Raw genomic sequence first — 17,484 nt, forward strand, 5'->3', positions numbered from 1 at the left:
TCCCTACCATGGCCTCTGAATCGAAATCGACGGAGAAAAAAGAACGTCTCCCCTTTGAGCCGCGCCAAAATAAGCGAAAAACCCCGAAAATTGCCCCTAGTCCCGTGCCACCGCCCCTAAAAAATCGCTCCGAGGAAACCAGCTTAAAGGCGATTCCGCAAGTGGTCAGTCAACGGATGGCCAAACGGATGGCGGTATTTTGTGGCCTGCCGACGGCACTGGGGATAACTTCCTTTTTTGGCTTCTACTGGATTATTAGCCACGATCTTCTCGAAATCCCTTCCTACGTCGCCATGCTCGTCAGTTTAAGCCTATTTGGTCTAGGTTTTATCGGTCTGAGTTATGGCATCTTCTCCGCTTCTTGGGATGAGGATCGGGTGGGGGATTGGCTAGGATGGCAAGAATTTCAAGCTAATTTTGGCAGAACGATCGCCGCGTGGCGGTCCGGCAAAAAAGAAGTGGAAGAAAAATAGATAACCTCTAGAAATCGTCAACAATAGAGATTAAAGAAAAAAATAAAGGGTTAATGCCATGATTATTGTCATGAAAGTTGGTTCCCCGGAAATTGAAATCGAGCGCGTCAGTGCCGAATTCGAGGCATGGGGATTAAGTCCTGAAAAAATCGTCGGTAAGCATAAAGTTGTCATCGGTTTAGTCGGAGAAACCAGGGAATTAGACCCCCTACAAATCCAAGAATTAAGCCCTTGGATCGAAACCGTCCTGCGAGTCGAACAACCCTTCAAACGCGCCTCTTTAGAATACCGTCACGGGGAATACAGCGAGGTTTTAGTCCCCACTCCTAACGGTGTTATCCCCATCGGCAGAAATCATCCCGTTAGCATTGTCGCCGGCCCCTGTTCGGTGGAAAATGAGGTCATGATCGTGGAAACTGCCAAACGAGTGGCGGCAGCCGGGGCGCAATTCCTCCGGGGTGGCGCCTATAAACCCCGCACTTCTCCATACGCTTTCCAAGGTCACGGGGAAAGCGCTTTGGAATTACTAGCGGCGGCTAGAGATGCCAGTGGTTTGGGTATTATCACGGAAGTAATGGACGCGGCGGATCTCGATAAGATCGTCGAAATAGCCGACGTGGTGCAAGTAGGGGCGCGCAATATGCAGAATTTTTCCCTCCTGAAAAAAGTTGGGGCGCAACCGAAACCGGTCCTACTCAAGCGCGGCATGGCGGCCACTATTGAAGATTGGTTGATGGCGGCAGAATATATCCTCGCGGCAGGAAATAGCAATGTCATTCTCTGCGAACGCGGTATCCGCACCTTTGACAGTAAATATACTCGCAATACCCTAGATTTATCCTGTATTCCCGTTTTAAGAACTTTAACTCACCTGCCGATCATGATCGATCCTAGCCACGGTACGGGTAAATGGGAATATGTCCCGACCATGGCCATGGCTTCCCTGGCAGCCGGGGCCGATTCCTTGATGATCGAGGTACATCCTAACCCGGCGAAGGCCCTATCTGATGGGCCGCAATCCTTGACTCCGGACCGATTCGATCGATTAACTCAGGAGTTAGCGGTCATTGGTAAGGCGATCGGGCGTTGGCCCCAGGTTCCGGCACTGGTTTAATAAGATAATCAGGGGGTGAATCAACCCCCTTTTTTGGGCATAAATTTCGCTTTTCGGGGCAGTTATGGTGACAGTTCCTCTGGAGTTAAATACTGAGCAAATTAGGGGCGAAAAACGGGTAGTTTTTAATCATCTCAGTTGGTTATCCTATCGGCAAATTTTACAGGCCCTAGGGGAAAATAATCGCGCCCATTTATTTTATGATCGTGGCACTTTAGAGATTACTATGCCCCTAGAAGAACACGAGTTTTATCGAGAATTAATTGGACGTTTTATCTATTTTTTGGTGTCCGAATTGGGTTTAAAAATTAAAAGTCTGGGTTCCACAACTCTAGCTAGGGAAGATTTAGAACGAGGGGCAGAACCGGATAATGCTTACTATATTCAAAATCAAGCCAAAGTGCTGGGAAAAAGGATTAATTTAACTCAAGATCCGCCCCCAGATTTAGTGGTGGAAGTGGATATAACCCACACGGATATTAATAAATTAGCACTTTATGCCCGTTTGGGAGTGCCAGAATTATGGCGTTTTAATGGACAAATCTGGCGCATTTATCGGTTAGAAAAGGGGGTTTATCAGGAAGAAGAATTTAGTCCTACTTTTCCCCTAGTTCCCAAAACTAAACTCTATGAATTTTTAGCCACTGCTCAAGAGGATGAAGTTAAAGCAGAAAAGAATTTAAGAGCATGGGTTGTCAGTCAACTAGCTGAGAGTTGAGGTAATTATGGTGACAGTTCCTCTAGAGTTAAATACTGAGCAAATTAGGGGCGAAAAACGGGTAGTTTTTAATCATCTCAGTTGGTTATCCTATCAGCAAATTTTACAGGCAATAGGGGAAAATAATCGCGCCCATTTATTTTATGATCGTGGTACTTTAGAGATTACTATGCCCCTAGAAGAACACGAGTTTTACCGAGAATTAATCGGATTATTTATTCGGATTTTGGTGGTAGAATTGGGTTTAAAAATTAAAAGTATGGGTTCCACAACTCTAGCTAGGGAAGATTTAGAGCGAGGAGCAGAACCCGACAATGCTTACTACATTCAAAATCAAGCTAAAGTGCTAGGAAAAAGGATTAATTTAACTGAAGATCCGCCCCCAGATTTAGTGGTGGAAGTGGATATAACCCACACGGATATTAATAAATTAGCACTTTATGCCCGTTTGGGAGTGCCGGAATTATGGCGTTTTAATGGACAAATCTGGCGCATTTATCGGTTAGAAAAGGGGGTTTATCAGGAAGAAGAATTTAGTCCTACTTTTCCCCTAGTTCCCAAAACTAAACTCTATGAATTTTTAGCCACTGCTAAAGAGGATGAAGTTAAAGCAGAAAAGAATTTAAGAGCATGGGTTGTTAGTCAACTAGCTAAAAATAATTAACTAGGGTTTGCTGAAAAAGTTTGTTGGTGGGGTTAGGAGCCGGTCGTCAGGAGTCAGGAGACAGGAGAATTAAGAATGAGTAATAATTAATTAAATGGTTTATTTAGAGATTTTCTGCCAGTTAATCTGGCTCTCCCCTACTTGTGGTCATAAGAAAAAGTTATGAAAAAGTCAGATATCCAAATTTTCCTAGCTCACGCTAGTGAGGACAAACCAGCAGTTTTGGCACTGCATGAGCGCCTTAAGCAAGCGGGATATAAACCTTGGTTGGATAAAAAAGACCTGATTCCGGGTCAAATTTGGCGAGATGAAATTCCGAAAGCGATTAAAGCTAGTCAGATTTTTCTCGCCTGTCTGTCAGCGAAATCAGCTAATAAGCAGGGATACATCCAACGGGAGTTGAGGATTGCACTTGATACCTTGGGAGAGATGCTACCGGGGACAATTTTTTTTATTCCCATGAGGTTAGAAGAATGCGAAATTCCTGATCTGCGACTTGCAGAAGTTAGCTTGAAGCTGCGAGATATTCACCGGCTTGATTATTGGAAAGAAGACGGATTTGAGCAACTAGAAAGAGCAATTACCCATCAGTTCAATCCTGAACCGGAAGAGCCAAAACAACTGTTATCAGTATTTAACTTTGAGGTGGTGGGAGTAAATGCGAAGGGTGAGCAAATTAGAAAAGAGTCGAAACAGTCCCAATATTTCAGGGAAGATCTGGGCAAAGGCATCACCCTAGAAATGGTCGCCATTCCGGGGGGAACTTTCCTGATGGGAACAGAAGATGAGGAAATCGAAAGACTGGTTAAAAAATTTAATTGGGAAGGATTTAGAAGGGAAAGACCACAACATGAAGTAACTGTCCCACCCTTCTTTATGGGTAAATACCCCATCACCCAGGCCCAGTGGAAAGCGATCGCCTCTCGCACGGATTTAAAAGTTAAACAAGACCTTGATTTCAAGCCAGCCTATTTTAAAGACCGTCCCGATAGCGATCGCCGTCCCGTGGAACAAGTCAACTGGTACGATGCGATCGAGTTCTGCGCGAGATTATCAAAACTAACGGTTCGGGAATACCGACTACCCAGTGAAGCGGAATGGGAGTACGCCTGTCGTGCTGGAACCACCACCCCATTTTACTTTGGGGAAACCATTACGGGGGAATTGGCTAACTACAATGCCAGTAATACCTACGCCGATGAACCGAACGGAGAATATCGAAACGAAACAACTCGCGTGGGACAATTTCCCCCAAACGCCTTTGGACTGTACGATATGCACGGCAATGTCCGGGAGTGGTGCGCCGATACTTGGCACGATAACTATGACGGTGCGCCGACGGATGGCAGTGTCTGGATAGAAAATGGTAATGATAATCGTTCTCCTCTGCGGGGCGGTTCCTGGGGCTACAATCCTAATTACTGCCGTTCCGCGATTCGCTACGACTACTACTTCCGCCGCGTCAACCGCATCAACAATTACGGTTTTCGGGTGGTGTGCGGTGCTGGGAGGACTTTGTAGCAGAAAAGAATTTAAGAGCATGGTGTCAACAGACTTTTAAAAATTAGGTGGGCAATGCCCACCCTAATCTTAGGATGGCGGTTTGTAGGTAGAAGCAACGGATAATTCCTTTAATTGCTTCGCTGCCACTGTCGAAGGTGCAGAAGTGAGTAAACAACTAGCTTGCTGGGTTTTCGGGAAAGCAATCACATCGCGAATCGATTCTTCCCCCGCTAACAACATCACCAAGCGATCTAAACCGTAGGCGATGCCACCGTGGGGAGGGGTTCCGTATTCAAAAGCTTCTAACAAAAAGCCGAATTTATTATAGGCTTCCTCTGGGGATAGACCGATGGTAGCGAAGACTTTTTCCTGTACTTCCCGTTGATAGATCCGCAAACTGCCGCCACCGATTTCAATACCATTAAAAATCATATCGTAGGCTAGGGCGCGAGCCTGGGCTAGATCGTCTAAATCTTCGGGATTAGGGGCAGTAAAGGGGTGATGCAATGCTTCTAGGCGTTTTTCCTCGGCGTTGTATTCAAACATCGGGAAATCCGTCACCCAGAGGAGGTTGATTTTATCAGGATCAATTAATCCCAATTGTTCCCCTAAAACTAAGCGTAGGCGGGATAGGGATTTATTGACTGTATCGGTATCTCCTGCCCCAAATAACAGCAGATGCCCCGGTTTTGCGCCAGTCTTCTCGATTAAAGCCTGTTTTTGTGCCTCTGTCAGGTTATCTTTAATCGCACCGATGGTATCAAAATCGTAGTCTTCGCGCACGCGGATATAGGCAATTCCCTTCGCACCCGCATCGGTGGCTTCTTTGAATAAATCCCCACCCGGTTTGATTCTGACGTTAGAAATCGCCTCGTTACCGTTGGGAATCGGTAAAACTTTCACCGTTCCCCCACTAGCGATCGCACCTGAAAACACCTTAAATCCCGAATCGGCAAAAATCTCCGCCACATTGACCAATTCCAAGCCAAAACGGGTATCAGGGCGATCGACCCCATAGCGATCCATAGCCTCAGCATAGGTTAAACGGGGCAGGGGTAGGCTTATAGCGATATTTTTGACTTTTTTGAAGATATGAGCGATTAAAGCCTCATTGAGGGCTAAAATCTCGCTTAAGGAGAGAAAACTCATCTCCATATCCAACTGAGTAAATTCCGGTTGACGATCAGCGCGCAGATCTTCATCGCGGAAACAGCGAGCGATTTGATAGTAGCGATCCATTCCCGACACCATTAATAATTGCTTAAATAGTTGCGGTGATTGGGGTAAAGCGTACCATTGGCCAGGGTTGACCCTGGAAGGAACCAGATAATCCCGCGCCCCTTCGGGAGTCGATCGAGTTAAAATTGGTGTTTCCACTTCGATAAAATGCTGTTCATCTTCGAGAAAACGGCGCATTTCTTTGACAACTTGGTGACGTAGTTGTAAATTCTGACTCATACGCTCCCGGCGTAGGTCTAGATAGCGGTATCGCAAGCGCACATCTTCCCGGACCGATTCACTTTCGGAACTGGAGACGACAAAAGGCAGTTGTTTAGTAACCCCGTTGAGAATCTCGATGCTAGTGGCGTAAATTTCGATTTCTCCGGTGGCAATGCGCGGGTTAAGGGATTCGGGGGGCCGTTGACTGACTGTTCCCGTCACCTTGATGACATACTCGTTTCTGACGGTTTCAGCGATGGGATAGGAAGCGGGAGTTCGTTGGGGATCACTGACGATCTGGACAATACCACTGCGATCCCGTAGATCAATAAAAATAACGCCACCGTGATCGCGACGGCGATCGACCCAACCGAAGAGGGTGACACTTTTTTCAATTTCGATCGCGCTAAGGTCGCCACAGTAGTGAGTTCGCATAGTCTAACTAGAGAATTACTTATATTACGAATGTAGTATAGAAAGGATGTGGCCAGAAAAAAATCAGACGGCCTTGTTCATTATGCCGGTATTTTGTCGCTCTTGTCCCTTTGTTTAGAGTATTTTTATGGTCTCCTAAGTAGCTGGTTTTAATTAAATTGAAGATAGATTTTGGGTTCGATCCCCCCTGCCCCCCTTGATAAGGGGGGATCGGCACCCCCTTAATCCCTCCTGAATAAGAGGGCATCTGACAATTTTTAACACCTACCTACTTAGTCCTCAGCTATCGGCTTTTCGCAGATCGGCTATAATCAACAAGGCTCATCTAGCAGTTACCGATTTTCAACGATTAAAATCATGAATTCCTTAGAAAAAAAAATGGTGCAACTGTTAAGAGAACTCAGGGAAGATCACCATGTTTCAGGGGTAAAAGCGGAATTCGAGACGGAAGGAACCCGACTGACGGAAGCGATGCGGTTGAAAGAAATTAGTCTGAAAGCGGGGGTGGATTTTAATCTGAAAATTGCTGGTTGCGAAGCGGTCAGAGATATCTTTGATGCGGTTAATTTAGGAGTTGATCGCTTAATTGCTCCCATGGTAGAAACAGCCTACGCTTTACAAAAATATCTGCGGGCAGCTAGGAGGGTTTTAGCTGACCAAGGGGTGGAAGATGTGGAGTTATTGGTTAATATCGAAACGATTACTGCCTGTGATAATTTTCAGGAAATGTTGGCGATTCCAGAGATAAAATCTCTCCATGGTATCGTCATCGGACGGATGGATTTAGCCTGTTCTTTGGGATTAACCCGTCAGGATGTGAATAGCAAGCAAGTTTTGGATCTGGCTTTACCTTTGGCAAAAAAAGCTAAGGCTGCCGGTTTGACTGTTGCCATTGGGGGTGGGGTGTCACTGCATTCTTTCCCGTTTTTCAAAATGTTCTGCCAAGGACATTTTGACCGCTTCGAGACGCGCAAAGTTATCTTTGATTGTCCCCAAGCTTTGGATAATTTTGGTTTAGCTTTGCCCAAGGCGATCGAGTTTGAATTACTCTGGCTAGAGAATAAGAAAAATTATTATGGTGCTATTGTCCGTGAAGATGACCGGCGTTTAGAAATCTTGCATAATTTACTTTTTGGTTAAAGATACTGGTCCCTTGATTGATCGTGCAAAACCTAGACATATCCAATCAATCTGACAAATAAAAGGTAGGACTGGCTGAATAAATCTAAAAACCTTGTTGGATCAGATTTTTAGGCTTTTCTGAAATCCAAAAGTGCCAGGGATTGGAGTGAGCGCGGGGAAAATTCCGGGACTTTTTCCCTGAAAATTAGGTAATTGACCACCTGAAAATGGGTAAAACCCTACACCCCACCTGCCCCCCCGATGTCGGGGGGGTTGGGGGGGCCACACCCTGCCCCCAGGAAAAACTTTTTCAGCAGACCCTAACTAGGAAGCAATTTAACCCACTTTTGTGGTTTCTTTTTCGGTGGAATTTGCAGGTTTTTAGTTTGCGCTTGAGTTTTGTGCCTACAAGGCTATAATATTGATAGCACCTACTTTTGTCCTAAAAACCATCGCATTATCCACCAATCCCTTGGCGTTTAATCAGAGAAATCATCAATATTGATACAGAAATCTTACCAACAGTTTCGACAAGGCCAGAGTCTCTAAAGCACGAACTTCTGCACTATGCCAAGTATCTCATAGAAAACCACTCAAAGGAATATATGGAATGAATGCCTTTCTGTCACCATAAACTCCTTTGATAATAGAAAATACCTCAATAGCGGAGAAATCAATCAATGTTTGCCACCATAGAAGATAAACAAGCTCTTTCCCTCGAAGCATTTCTTGCCCTTCCAGAAACTAAGCCTGCTAGTGAATATTATCAGGGAATTGTCACTCAAAAACCTATGCCCAAAGGAAAACACAGCATCTTACAATTTGAGTTAGCCTCTGCCATTAATCAACAGACTAAACCTCAAAAATTAGCTTATGCTCTACCTGAATTACGTTGTACTTTTGCAGAACGTTCAATTGTGCCAGATATTGCGGTGATTCGTTGGCAGAATTTGCCAAGAGATCTAGATGGAGAAATGGCTGATCAATTTTTACGTTATCCCGATTGGATTATTGAAATTATGTCTCCCGAACAATCTGTTACCTTAGGGATGGAAAAGATTATTTTCTGTTTACAACAAGGAACAGAATTAGGTTGGTTGATTGATCCTTCAGCAAAGTCAGTCACCGTTTTTCAAACAGGATTACCGAAAGTACATATTGCAACCGCAGGAAATAATCAGCCTTTAGCGGTGATTAAAGGATTAGAAAGTTGGCTAATATCAGCAGTGGATATTTTTGCTTGGCTAAAGGTTTAATTTGTTCTATCAGCATCGTTTGGTTGATCAGGTTCTTCTCCCCTCTCCCATACAGTCTTAACCAGTAATTTAGATAGTTAACAGCTTACCCGCAGACTTTTCTCGCAGCATATCTGGTACATTTTGTCAAAAAAACTTTTTCGTTTTAACATAAGTACACATATTTTTGGCAAAAGATCTTTTTCGTCAAAGGAGCAATTGGCAAGTTTTTCCTGGTGACTAATTAGTAATCCTAGACGTGGTAAGGGTTTCAAGGTACAAGTTCTAAAAATGCACAGAGTAACCCAATTCTTAGATTTTAGCAGCAGGCTGTAACTATTGCAATCTCGTTGACAAATAGGAATTTTTCTCAATTATTTTTTAAGAAAAGTAAAGATTAAGGAATGTAAATTTAAATCTTCTCAAGTATATTGGGATTTTGATAAATTTTGCTTATATAAAGCAGCCCTTAGCATTCAGCTTCTGAGAGCAGTTATCTTATTGGTGAAGTACAAAGTTGTCGTTTTGGCAAGTCTCCGAGCAAGGAGACGATGCCAAATCCAGTTATAATTCATCTTTAGGAGAAACCCGATATTTTTGAGTGTAATTAGTCAATTTCCTTTTTATTATCAATCTAGCCAGGTCCTGACGGCTAATAGTTTTCTTTTTCCTCCGTCACCAGAGTAATACCTGTCCATTCTCCCTTCTCGTTATAAGAACGAATTAAGCGCTGTCTTTGAGTAGGAGAAAGTAACCAACCCACCTCTAAAACAAAAGGATGACCGGCAGTAATTTTCAGAGGTGTATTACAGGAAGAACCATCGGGTAGTAGCAGAATTTGCACTGGCAGCGGACTATTTTCAAACAACAATCTTTGTCCCTCAATCCGAGCGCTAGAAGTAATTTGATTATCGCCAAAAGTCAAAGTTTGCGAGAGATAATTATCCCCCTGACGCTCGATCGAGACATGGGTAGAATAGGCAGCAGAATTATAAAAATCCCGTCCCGTTGTCACCGCTTGTCCTCGCCATTGACCCAGTAATTGCTCCACCGTTAACATCGGTCTTTCTGGTGACTGAGAATCCACTAACTTTTCCCGAATTAAAGTCAAGCGATCGAACTCACAGCGTTCATTAAATAACTGTACCATTCTTAATCGTCTTTCTCCGGAGATTAACCCAAATTCTGCTCCGAATTGTGAGGAAAAACTACTAAAATATAAAGAACCTTGGCAAAAAGCCCCCGTCTGGCTAAATAGAATACCCTGATTGAGAGAACTATACTCTAAAATTAAATCTTCTGGCACTCGATCGCTGTAGAGACGGCGGACCAATTGACGAATCGATCGATTATTATTAATGCCTTGCAAAGATACCAAAGTCGGGGTATCTTCGATCAAATCGCCCTGGGGAGACAGACGGGTAAAAGAACCTTGCCATTGACCGAGATTTTTTAGTAAACATTCCCACTGGGAGAGCATAATAATTGAAGTAATTGGGGGAAATAGGACAAAATACATGGGAACAATTCGATTAATGCACGCCAAACTCCATCGAGTGCGCGTCAGCGAGGCTAACGTCGATTATGTCGGCAGTATCACTATCGATCGAGAATTGATCGAGCGGGTCGGTATTTTGCCCCTTGAAGAGGTGGATGTGGTCAATCTTAGCAATGGTAAGCGCTTTTCTACCTACGTTTTTCCCGGCCAAACCGGGGAAATTTGCCCCAACGGTGGGGCGGCTCTGCTCTGTCAACCCGGAGATATTTTGATTATCTATGCCTACGAACAACGTACAAGGCAAGAAGTTCTCGAAAAGGGTCATTTTGCCAAAGTTCTCGTCGCTGATGCCGAAAATCGCTGTCAGCAATTTTTTGAACAGAGCCTAATTCCCCGGGGTGATGGTCAGGGAGTGGAATTCTATAGCCAAGAATGCTGATTCTTGTCCTAAAATTTGTTAACTTTCCCGTCATAATAAGAATAAGTAATGTAAATTTTCTTAGAATCAGCCCCCATGCGTGTAATTCTCATGACCGGTAAAGGAGGCGTGGGTAAAACCTCCGTCGCCGCCGCTACAGGACTCCGCTGCGCCGAACTTGGCTATAAAACCCTAGTTCTCAGCACCGATCCCGCTCACTCTCTCGCTGACAGTTTCGATCTCGAATTAGGTCACGATCCTCGTTTGGTACGTCCCCATCTTTGGGGGGCAGAATTAGATGCACTAATGGAATTGGAAGGCAACTGGGGCGCAGTAAAACGTTACATTACTCAGGTATTGCAAGCTAGGGGTTTGGATGGAGTGCAAGCGGAAGAATTAGCGATTTTACCCGGAATGGATGAGATTTTCGGCTTAGTTCGCATGAAGCGCCATTACGATGAGGGTACTTATGATGTGTTGATTATCGATTCCGCACCTACGGGGACAGCTTTACGATTGCTGAGTTTGCCAGAGGTGGGCGGTTGGTACATGAGAAGATTTTACAAACCTTTACAGGGAATGTCGGTGGCATTGCGACCACTGGTGGAACCTTTTTTTCGACCGATCGCCGGTTTTTCCCTACCGGACAAGGAGGTTATGGATGCTCCCTACGAGTTTTATGAGCAGATCGAGGCTTTAGAAAAGGTTTTGACCGATAATACTCAAACCTCGGTACGTTTGGTGACAAACCCCGAAAAAATGGTGATTAAGGAGTCTTTACGCGCCCATGCCTACCTAAGTCTCTATAATGTTTCCACCGATTTGATTATTGCTAATCGGATTATTCCCGACAAAGTAACCGATCCTTTCTTTGCTCGTTGGAAAGAAAATCAACAGGGTTATAAACAGGAAATTTACGATAATTTTCATCCCTTACCGGTGAAGGAAGTTCCTCTCTACTCCGAAGAAATGTGTGGTTTACCCGCTTTGGAAAGACTGAAAGAAACTCTTTTTGCTGGGGAAGATCCGACTAAGGTTTATTACCAAGAAAACACAATTCGGGTAGTTCAACAGGAAAATAACTACAGTCTGGAATTATATTTACCCGGCATACCCAAGGAACAAATACAGCTAAATAAAACTGGAGACGAGTTAAATATTCGCATCGGTAATCACCGTCGCAATTTAGTCTTACCCCAAGCTTTGGCAGCCCTGAAACCTTCCGGAGCAAAAATGGAAGATGATTACCTGAAAATCTCTTTTAGCAACGTGGTGAAAGTGTGATTTTCCTAGATTGGGTGGGAAGCTTTTCAGTGTTGCCAAAGGCACGGCGTAGCCGTCCAGTAATCAGTAATCAGTAATCAGTGAACTGAAAATAACACTAAATCCGTTGAGTATAAGCTACATATCAGGACAGGCAAAAGGCAAGAGGCAAAAGGCAACAGGAGGAATAAATAATCAGTCTTTAATAACCGGATTTGGTATAACATCTGATAACTGATAAGTAGGTAGGCGTTAAAAATTATCAGACACCCCCCTTATCAAGGGTAGGGTTGATTCATGAATCAACCCTACCTTATCAAGGAGGGCAGGGGGGATCGAACCTAAAATCCATTTTTAATTTAATTATAACCAGCTACTTAAGCTGTACTGAATTTAAACTGCGTAGGGAAAATTTTAGTACAAATGCTCAAAAATCCTCTCCCTGCTCCCTGCTCCGATGCAGTCTTAACGAGTAATTTAGATAGGGTTTACTGATGATTTTCCCAGAAAAATCAAGAGAGTCATATTTTTTCTAACCATGCCAGGACACTTTCAACATCAGCCACTTTTTCTCCTTCAGGTACAGGTGGACGTTGTACCATGACCACAGTTATTCCCAACTCTCTGGCGGCGATAATTTTGGCGTAAGTGGCATCACCGCCGCTATTTTTACTCACGATCGCCCCAATCTTATATTCTTGTAAAAGAGAGCGCTCTGACTGTAAGGAAAAAGGCCCCCGTTCCAACAATAATTTTCCAATCGGTACGATGGCATCCGGTTCCGGAGGGTCGATCATCCGCATCAAAAACCAGATATTTTTTAGATGTGCATAACTGGCCAGTTCTTGCCGACCAATAGTGAGGAATATCCGCGGCGCTAACCCCGATAAAATATTCGCTGCCGCTTGATTGTTTTCTACTTCAATCCAATTATCTCCAGATACTTTTTCCCAAGCTGGACGACTTAAGATTAATCGAGGAATATCACAATCCGAGGCGGCTTGAGCGGCATTAAAGGAAATTTGTGCGGCAAAGGGATGGGTGGCATCAATTAAACAATCAATGCCTTCTTGGCGCAGATAATTGGCTAACCCGGTGGCACCACCAAACCCCCCCCGGCGAGAAGGAGTTGTGAGAGTAATCGGTTCTCTCGTGCGACCGGCAAAGGAAGCGATGGCATCTATACCCGGAATTGTCGCAATTTTAGCCGCTAATGCCGCCGCTTCCCCCGTTCCCCCTAAAATCAGCACTCTTTTATTTTTAGTCATCCAGCAATCGTCAAAAGGTTAACTAATTTTCCATCTTCCTATCTTCCCTTGCAAAGGAAGGAGATTTTGGGGGTTACACAAGAGCTAGAACCTCTGGAAATGCGTTACAAGGGAGATCCTTGCAACGAGGTAATCTAAACATATTGACTTTCGCTGTATAATCCAAATACAGTCTATCAACTCTCTACTTGCGCTTAGAAATTAGTTAAGCGGAAACAGTGATCTTGATCGTAGACGGAAAAAACGAAAATAGCGATGATAAAGCTAACAATTAAGTTTTAGACTATGTTTAGCCTACAAAATAGACGAGATACGAGAATTCCTGTTAAAATAGAAATAGCAGGGGCGGAATTTAGAAAAAGCATTGGTTGGACAACGGTAGGATATACAATGGGATCCCTGTTAGCTGGGCCAATAGGCGGTGTCATTGGGGGATTAACGCAGGGAAACGGACAAAACGTTAAATGTACGGTTTATTTTGAAGATGGCAGCGAGAAAACCATCACTTGCAAGGATAAAAACCTACAATTTGAGCTTTTTGTCTGGACTTGGAGAATAGAACATTGCAAGTCAGAACAGGATTATGTTGATTTTGGACTCGACTTTAACACTCTTGAGCGAGGGAAAATAGTTAAAACTGATAGAGTTGGGGAAGTTTTAAATTTTGACCCCGAAAACAAAAGCTTAAAAGAGCTTTGGGGTGGTATGCACCTTTATCTGGCACTGCACAAATTATTTAAGTTAGAAATTGAGCGATATTTCTGGGAACAAAGAAAAGAACGGGTATTGCTAGAAACCGATACGGGCGGGTTAAAAATACCGCCTAAGTTCGATTTAATAAGTTTTTGTATTTATGGATTTGTTCTCTTTGTTATAGCAAGCGCAATTATGCAGAACTGCACAAAACAGCCAGAGAGCCAACCAAACTATCTTCCGACTGAAAGCGAGAGCCGCTAATGCTTGACGAAATCAACGCCACTTTAAAACGGGTAAAAATTTAAGTTAGAGACGATCGCCGATCTTAATGAGACAAGTGAGCGTCTCCCTCCCTTCCCCGATGGGTTACACTGCCTCTTGCCTATCCCAACCAAGAAATTAATTTTGTCCTATCACCTAATAGTGACGTGGAGTATAAACCCACTGTTTTGTTTTACCCTGCTCAATCAGGCGAGTTTTACTCGATCCGATCAAAATTATAGTCCGCATATCCGCATCGTTAATAGTCATATCCTCTAGGAATTTCACCGTCACTGTTTCCCCTTTTCGCCCTAAATTACGCGCTAATACCACAGGAGTTTGCGGCGAGCGCCATTGTAATAAAATCTCTTTTGCCTTCTCCAATTGCCAAGTGCGCTCTTGAGACACAGGATTATAAAATGCGATCGCTAAATCTGCCCGGGCTGCTAACTCAATGCGCTGAGAAATCACCTGCCAAGACTTGAGAATATCCGATAGGGAAATCGCACAAAAATCATGGCCTAAAGGTGCGCCAACCCTGGCGGCCGCCGCCTGCATGGCCGAAATCCCCGGACAGACCTGAATGGCGATCTGCTGCCATGCCGGTTTGGCTTTTTTTTCTAATACCTCAAACACGGCCGCGGCCATGGCATAAATGCCCGGATCTCCGGAAGAAACTAAGACAACCGATCGCCCCTTAGCCGCTAAATCTAGAGCCATTTCCGCGCGATCGAGTTCCACCCGATTATCCGATTCATGGCGGACAATTTCTGGTTTTCTCAGGTATTCTACCAAATCCAAATAAGTTTTATAACCCACCCAATCCGTGGCTTTTTCCAATACTTCTCGAACCTCCGGCGACATCCAATTTAGGGACCCAGGACCGGTTCCAACTATGGCTAATTTACCTTGACTTTCCTGGGCCAAATCCCCCGGTAGTAAACCATATTTTTCCTTAATTTGCTGGCTTTCCTCCCACAGATAAACTAAACAGGTATTGCTAGGTTTTGCTAAGTTTAAGTTATTTTTATCAATAATCTCAATGCTCAGTTTTGCTGCTGATGAAATCGGTAAATTACTATTTTTTAACCAGTCCGCTTCACCGATTAATTTTACTTTTTCACCTGCCAATAAATCGGACAGAAACTTCTTAGCATCATCGGGATTAACTAACTGATAACCGGGTGGTGGCGATAATAAAGTAGTTTTAAATCTAATATCACCAGTGGTGGTAATTGCGGGGGAAATTTGCAAAACCGAGGCAATTTGACGAGCGAGATCGTTAACCCCTTGTAAACCCCCCAACAAAGGCACTACAGCGCTGCCATCTTCTGCGATCGCTAATACAGGCGGTTCTTGCCATTTATTAGTTAATAAAGGTGCTACAGTGCGAATTAAAATACCCGCCGCACAAATGCCAATAATTGGCGTTCCCGTCTGGAAAAATTCTCGCACCGTTTCGCCAAAATTACTATAGGTAAAATCCGCCGAATGGGTACGATTTATTAACCCATAAACCACTGCTTCCGGTAGGGCTATTTGCACTTGACGAGCCACGGGGATACTGGTTTCTCCTAAAATTAGAATAGCTGGAGGTTTCATTTAGCTTCTCCCGACTGCGCTGCGGTTAACTTTTGGATAAATTCTTGATGTTCTGCTGAGTTAATTCCAGCCTTTAAGATGTCCAACACCCGTGACATATTGCCGTTGAGCATGGCAGATTCGACAAGCTCACTGCCAGCTGAAATATCTAACCACAAACCCGGAAATAAGTAGTCGTGCAAAATTAATTTCCTAGTGAAGATAGGCAAAAGGCAAGAGGCAAAAGGCAAGAGGGGGTTAGATATGTGTAATTAATTTTGCTTAGGTACTTACTAGAGAGCAAATCACCCCTTCTTGGTTGGGTAACGTAGCTTGACGGTGGGAGTATGTCAAAGCCTGAGAATTTAGGGATTTAGCCAGAGAAGAAGTCATGGTGGCAGTCTTTGGGAACAAAACAGCATTGATTTCATTATAGATTGATTTAATTTTTAATTGTCTCTATAGAGTTATTGGGGTTTAGTTTTACTAGGAATCAGAATTAATGACCAGTAGGTGACAGCCTCTGGCTCGATTTCGGTAATCGGAATAATTTGCTGATTGGGTAAGGTTGCTCGTTCGATGTAGAGGGCGCGTTCTAATAATCCTAATTCATCGAGAATATCGCGAACTTTAGCGAAATGTCTGCCTAATTTAATAATGGCTGCTGCATCAATAAATGCTAGGCGATCCCGCAATATTTCCGCCTCTAAAGTAGCGGGCATGATACTAAATACGTCATTTCGATAAGTGATAGGTACACCCAGCATTGCTGCACTTGCCATCACTGAAGAAATACCCGGCACGACTTCAATGGAAAAGCGATCGCACAAGCGATTAAAGATATACATAAATGTGCCATACAACATCGGATCGCCCACACATAGCACCGCCACATCTCGACCTAAGTTTAACTGTTCGGCGATATTTTCGGCGGCAATATCATAATGAGGTTGAGAACTGCGCTCGACACTAAAAGGTAAGGGCATGGGAATTTCTATCTGCTCGGGACGGATAAAATCCGACACAATTGCCCGTGCCAAAACTTTGCCACTTTCTAAGGTAGGATAGGCAATTACCGGAACAGTTGTGAGAATCCGGTGTGCTTTTAGCGTCAACAATTCGGGATCACCAGGCCCGATTCCTAATCCATAAAGTTTGCCTAATTTATTCATAATTCGTTCTCTTTTGCTAGGGCATTGACTGCTGCTGCCGCGATTGCGCTGCCTCCCCTACGTCCGTGCAGGGTAATAAATGGCACACCACGACTATTAGTTGCTAATTCTATTTTCGACTCTGCCGCTCCCACAAATCCCACGGGAAAGCCTAAAATCAAAGCTGGTTTAGCTACATTTTGATCGAGCAATTCTAGCAGGCGAAAAAGTGCGGTTGGTGCATTACCAATAGCTACCACTGCTCCAGCTAAATGAGGTCGCCAAAGTTCTAAAGCGGCAGCGGATCGGGTATTATTAATTTGTCGTGCTAACTCGGTCACTTCTGGATGATTGAGGGTACAAATAATCGGATTATCTTTAGGTAAACGGGCTTTGGTAATGCCATTAGCGACCATTTGAGAATCACAAAGAATTGCTGCACCCCCAGCGAGGGCATTTCGTCCGATTTTAACCGCGTCTGGTGATGCTTCTAAATCTTTTGTTATGTCTGTCATCCCGCAGGAATGAATTAGACGAACCGCCACAGGAGCTAAATCATCGGGGAGATTTTCCCAGTTAGTTTCAGCCCGAATAATAGCAAAAGATTTGCGGTAAATTTCCTCACCATTCTTAATGTATTCCAT

General features: G+C 44.0%; 17 protein-coding genes. 10 read left to right on the top strand and 7 right to left on the bottom strand.

Annotated elements, in window-relative coordinates:
• Positions 1 to 8: 8 nt before the first annotated feature.
• From RAM70_RS00215 to RAM70_RS00235, 5 genes are all read left to right on the top strand, one after another.
• Positions 9 to 473, top strand: a complete 465-nt coding sequence (locus RAM70_RS00215; protein ID WP_288000155.1) for a PAM68 family protein — start codon at positions 9 to 11, stop codon at positions 471 to 473.
• 58 nt (positions 474 to 531) lie between these two features.
• Positions 532 to 1,587, top strand: a complete 1,056-nt coding sequence (aroF, locus tag RAM70_RS00220; RefSeq protein ID WP_190380594.1) for a 3-deoxy-7-phosphoheptulonate synthase — start codon at positions 532 to 534, stop codon at positions 1,585 to 1,587.
• A gap of 64 nt (positions 1,588 to 1,651) precedes the next feature.
• Entirely contained in the window at positions 1,652 to 2,305 is a 654-nt protein-coding gene (locus tag RAM70_RS00225) for a Uma2 family endonuclease (protein WP_045360365.1), read from the top strand.
• Positions 2,306 to 2,312: 7 nt separating this feature from the next.
• Entirely contained in the window at positions 2,313 to 2,969 is a 657-nt protein-coding gene (locus RAM70_RS00230) for a Uma2 family endonuclease (protein ID WP_312671931.1), read from the top strand.
• 162 nt (positions 2,970 to 3,131) lie between these two features.
• The gene (locus RAM70_RS00235) at positions 3,132 to 4,490 is read left to right on the top strand and encodes an SUMF1/EgtB/PvdO family nonheme iron enzyme (RefSeq protein ID WP_312671932.1); all 1,359 of its coding nucleotides are present in this window, start codon (positions 3,132 to 3,134) and stop codon (positions 4,488 to 4,490) included.
• Positions 4,491 to 4,559: 69 nt separating this feature from the next.
• Here the strand turns inward: RAM70_RS00235 and aspS are convergent, their stop codons facing one another.
• Complete coding sequence (gene aspS, locus RAM70_RS00240; protein WP_312671933.1) at positions 4,560 to 6,347, bottom strand: aspartate--tRNA ligase; 1,788 nt, start codon at positions 6,345 to 6,347, stop codon at positions 4,560 to 4,562.
• A gap of 357 nt (positions 6,348 to 6,704) precedes the next feature.
• On the opposite strand from aspS, the gene RAM70_RS00245 reads away from it, so the two are divergent.
• Complete coding sequence (locus tag RAM70_RS00245) at positions 6,705 to 7,487, top strand: aldolase/citrate lyase family protein (protein WP_312671934.1); 783 nt, start codon at positions 6,705 to 6,707, stop codon at positions 7,485 to 7,487.
• A gap of 662 nt (positions 7,488 to 8,149) precedes the next feature.
• Positions 8,150 to 8,725, top strand: coding sequence for a Uma2 family endonuclease (locus tag RAM70_RS00255; protein ID WP_190380599.1), 576 nt, complete (start codon positions 8,150 to 8,152; stop codon positions 8,723 to 8,725).
• A gap of 631 nt (positions 8,726 to 9,356) precedes the next feature.
• Here the strand turns inward: RAM70_RS00255 and RAM70_RS00260 are convergent.
• Entirely contained in the window at positions 9,357 to 10,184 is an 828-nt protein-coding gene (locus tag RAM70_RS00260; RefSeq protein ID WP_045360436.1) for a DUF3598 family protein, read from the bottom strand.
• A gap of 37 nt (positions 10,185 to 10,221) precedes the next feature.
• Between RAM70_RS00260 and panD the strand changes: the two genes are divergently transcribed.
• Both panD and RAM70_RS00270 read left to right on the top strand, forming a co-directional pair.
• The gene (gene panD, locus RAM70_RS00265; RefSeq protein WP_312671935.1) at positions 10,222 to 10,641 is read left to right on the top strand and encodes an aspartate 1-decarboxylase; all 420 of its coding nucleotides are present in this window, start codon (positions 10,222 to 10,224) and stop codon (positions 10,639 to 10,641) included.
• 75 nt (positions 10,642 to 10,716) lie between these two features.
• Complete coding sequence (locus RAM70_RS00270) at positions 10,717 to 11,904, top strand: TRC40/GET3/ArsA family transport-energizing ATPase (protein WP_002741890.1); 1,188 nt, start codon at positions 10,717 to 10,719, stop codon at positions 11,902 to 11,904.
• 500 nt (positions 11,905 to 12,404) lie between these two features.
• Here the strand turns inward: RAM70_RS00270 and RAM70_RS00275 are convergent, their stop codons facing one another.
• Positions 12,405 to 13,151: a cobalt-precorrin-6A reductase gene (locus RAM70_RS00275; protein ID WP_312671936.1), complete on the bottom strand. Its 747-nt coding sequence runs from the start codon at positions 13,149 to 13,151 to the stop codon at positions 12,405 to 12,407.
• A 285-nt stretch (positions 13,152 to 13,436) separates the two neighbouring features.
• Between RAM70_RS00275 and RAM70_RS00280 the strand changes: the two genes are divergently transcribed.
• Entirely contained in the window at positions 13,437 to 14,108 is a 672-nt protein-coding gene (locus RAM70_RS00280; protein WP_045360356.1) for a hypothetical protein, read from the top strand.
• Between the two features lie 156 nt (positions 14,109 to 14,264).
• Here the strand turns inward: RAM70_RS00280 and cobJ are convergent, their stop codons facing one another.
• From cobJ to RAM70_RS00300, 4 genes are all read right to left on the bottom strand, one after another.
• Complete coding sequence (cobJ, locus tag RAM70_RS00285) at positions 14,265 to 15,710, bottom strand: precorrin-3B C(17)-methyltransferase (RefSeq protein WP_312671937.1); 1,446 nt, start codon at positions 15,708 to 15,710, stop codon at positions 14,265 to 14,267.
• Positions 15,707 to 15,892 carry a hypothetical protein gene (locus RAM70_RS00290; protein WP_242017300.1) on the bottom strand — a complete coding sequence of 62 codons (186 nt, stop codon included), beginning with the start codon at positions 15,890 to 15,892 and terminating at the stop codon, positions 15,707 to 15,709. The genes cobJ and RAM70_RS00290 overlap by 4 nt, the downstream gene beginning before the upstream one ends.
• A gap of 264 nt (positions 15,893 to 16,156) precedes the next feature.
• Positions 16,157 to 16,861: a precorrin-2 C(20)-methyltransferase gene (cobI, locus tag RAM70_RS00295; protein ID WP_045360348.1), complete on the bottom strand. Its 705-nt coding sequence runs from the start codon at positions 16,859 to 16,861 to the stop codon at positions 16,157 to 16,159.
• A complete protein-coding gene (locus tag RAM70_RS00300) occupies positions 16,858 to 17,484 on the bottom strand; it encodes a precorrin-8X methylmutase (protein WP_045360347.1) in 627 nt (208 codons plus the stop codon). The genes cobI and RAM70_RS00300 overlap by 4 nt, the downstream gene beginning before the upstream one ends.

Source organism: Microcystis wesenbergii NRERC-220 (assembly GCF_032027425.1).
Taxonomy (GTDB): domain Bacteria; phylum Cyanobacteriota; class Cyanobacteriia; order Cyanobacteriales; family Microcystaceae; genus Microcystis; species Microcystis wesenbergii_A.

What these genes read in the sequence shown, in the direction of transcription:
- RAM70_RS00260 (WP_045360436.1), bottom strand. Translation starts at nt 10,184, where the DNA reads ATGCTCTCCCAGTGGGAATGTTTACTAAAAAATCTCGGTCAATGGCAA.
- aroF (WP_190380594.1), top strand. Translation starts at nt 532, where the DNA reads ATGATTATTGTCATGAAAGTTGGTTCCCCGGAAATTGAAATCGAGCGC.
- aspS (WP_312671933.1), bottom strand. Translation starts at nt 6,347, where the DNA reads ATGCGAACTCACTACTGTGGCGACCTTAGCGCGATCGAAATTGAAAAA.
- RAM70_RS00215 (WP_288000155.1), top strand. Translation starts at nt 9, where the DNA reads ATGGCCTCTGAATCGAAATCGACGGAGAAAAAAGAACGTCTCCCCTTT.
- RAM70_RS00300 (WP_045360347.1), bottom strand. Translation starts at nt 17,484, where the DNA reads ATGGAATACATTAAGAATGGTGAGGAAATTTACCGCAAATCTTTTGCT.
- RAM70_RS00270 (WP_002741890.1), top strand. Translation starts at nt 10,717, where the DNA reads ATGCGTGTAATTCTCATGACCGGTAAAGGAGGCGTGGGTAAAACCTCC.
- RAM70_RS00275 (WP_312671936.1), bottom strand. Translation starts at nt 13,151, where the DNA reads ATGACTAAAAATAAAAGAGTGCTGATTTTAGGGGGAACGGGGGAAGCG.
- cobI (WP_045360348.1), bottom strand. Translation starts at nt 16,861, where the DNA reads ATGAATAAATTAGGCAAACTTTATGGATTAGGAATCGGGCCTGGTGAT.
- RAM70_RS00245 (WP_312671934.1), top strand. Translation starts at nt 6,705, where the DNA reads ATGAATTCCTTAGAAAAAAAAATGGTGCAACTGTTAAGAGAACTCAGG.
- RAM70_RS00280 (WP_045360356.1), top strand. Translation starts at nt 13,437, where the DNA reads ATGTTTAGCCTACAAAATAGACGAGATACGAGAATTCCTGTTAAAATA.
- cobJ (WP_312671937.1), bottom strand. Translation starts at nt 15,710, where the DNA reads ATGAAACCTCCAGCTATTCTAATTTTAGGAGAAACCAGTATCCCCGTG.
- panD (WP_312671935.1), top strand. Translation starts at nt 10,222, where the DNA reads ATGGGAACAATTCGATTAATGCACGCCAAACTCCATCGAGTGCGCGTC.
- RAM70_RS00225 (WP_045360365.1), top strand. Translation starts at nt 1,652, where the DNA reads ATGGTGACAGTTCCTCTGGAGTTAAATACTGAGCAAATTAGGGGCGAA.
- RAM70_RS00255 (WP_190380599.1), top strand. Translation starts at nt 8,150, where the DNA reads ATGTTTGCCACCATAGAAGATAAACAAGCTCTTTCCCTCGAAGCATTT.
- RAM70_RS00230 (WP_312671931.1), top strand. Translation starts at nt 2,313, where the DNA reads ATGGTGACAGTTCCTCTAGAGTTAAATACTGAGCAAATTAGGGGCGAA.
- RAM70_RS00235 (WP_312671932.1), top strand. Translation starts at nt 3,132, where the DNA reads ATGAAAAAGTCAGATATCCAAATTTTCCTAGCTCACGCTAGTGAGGAC.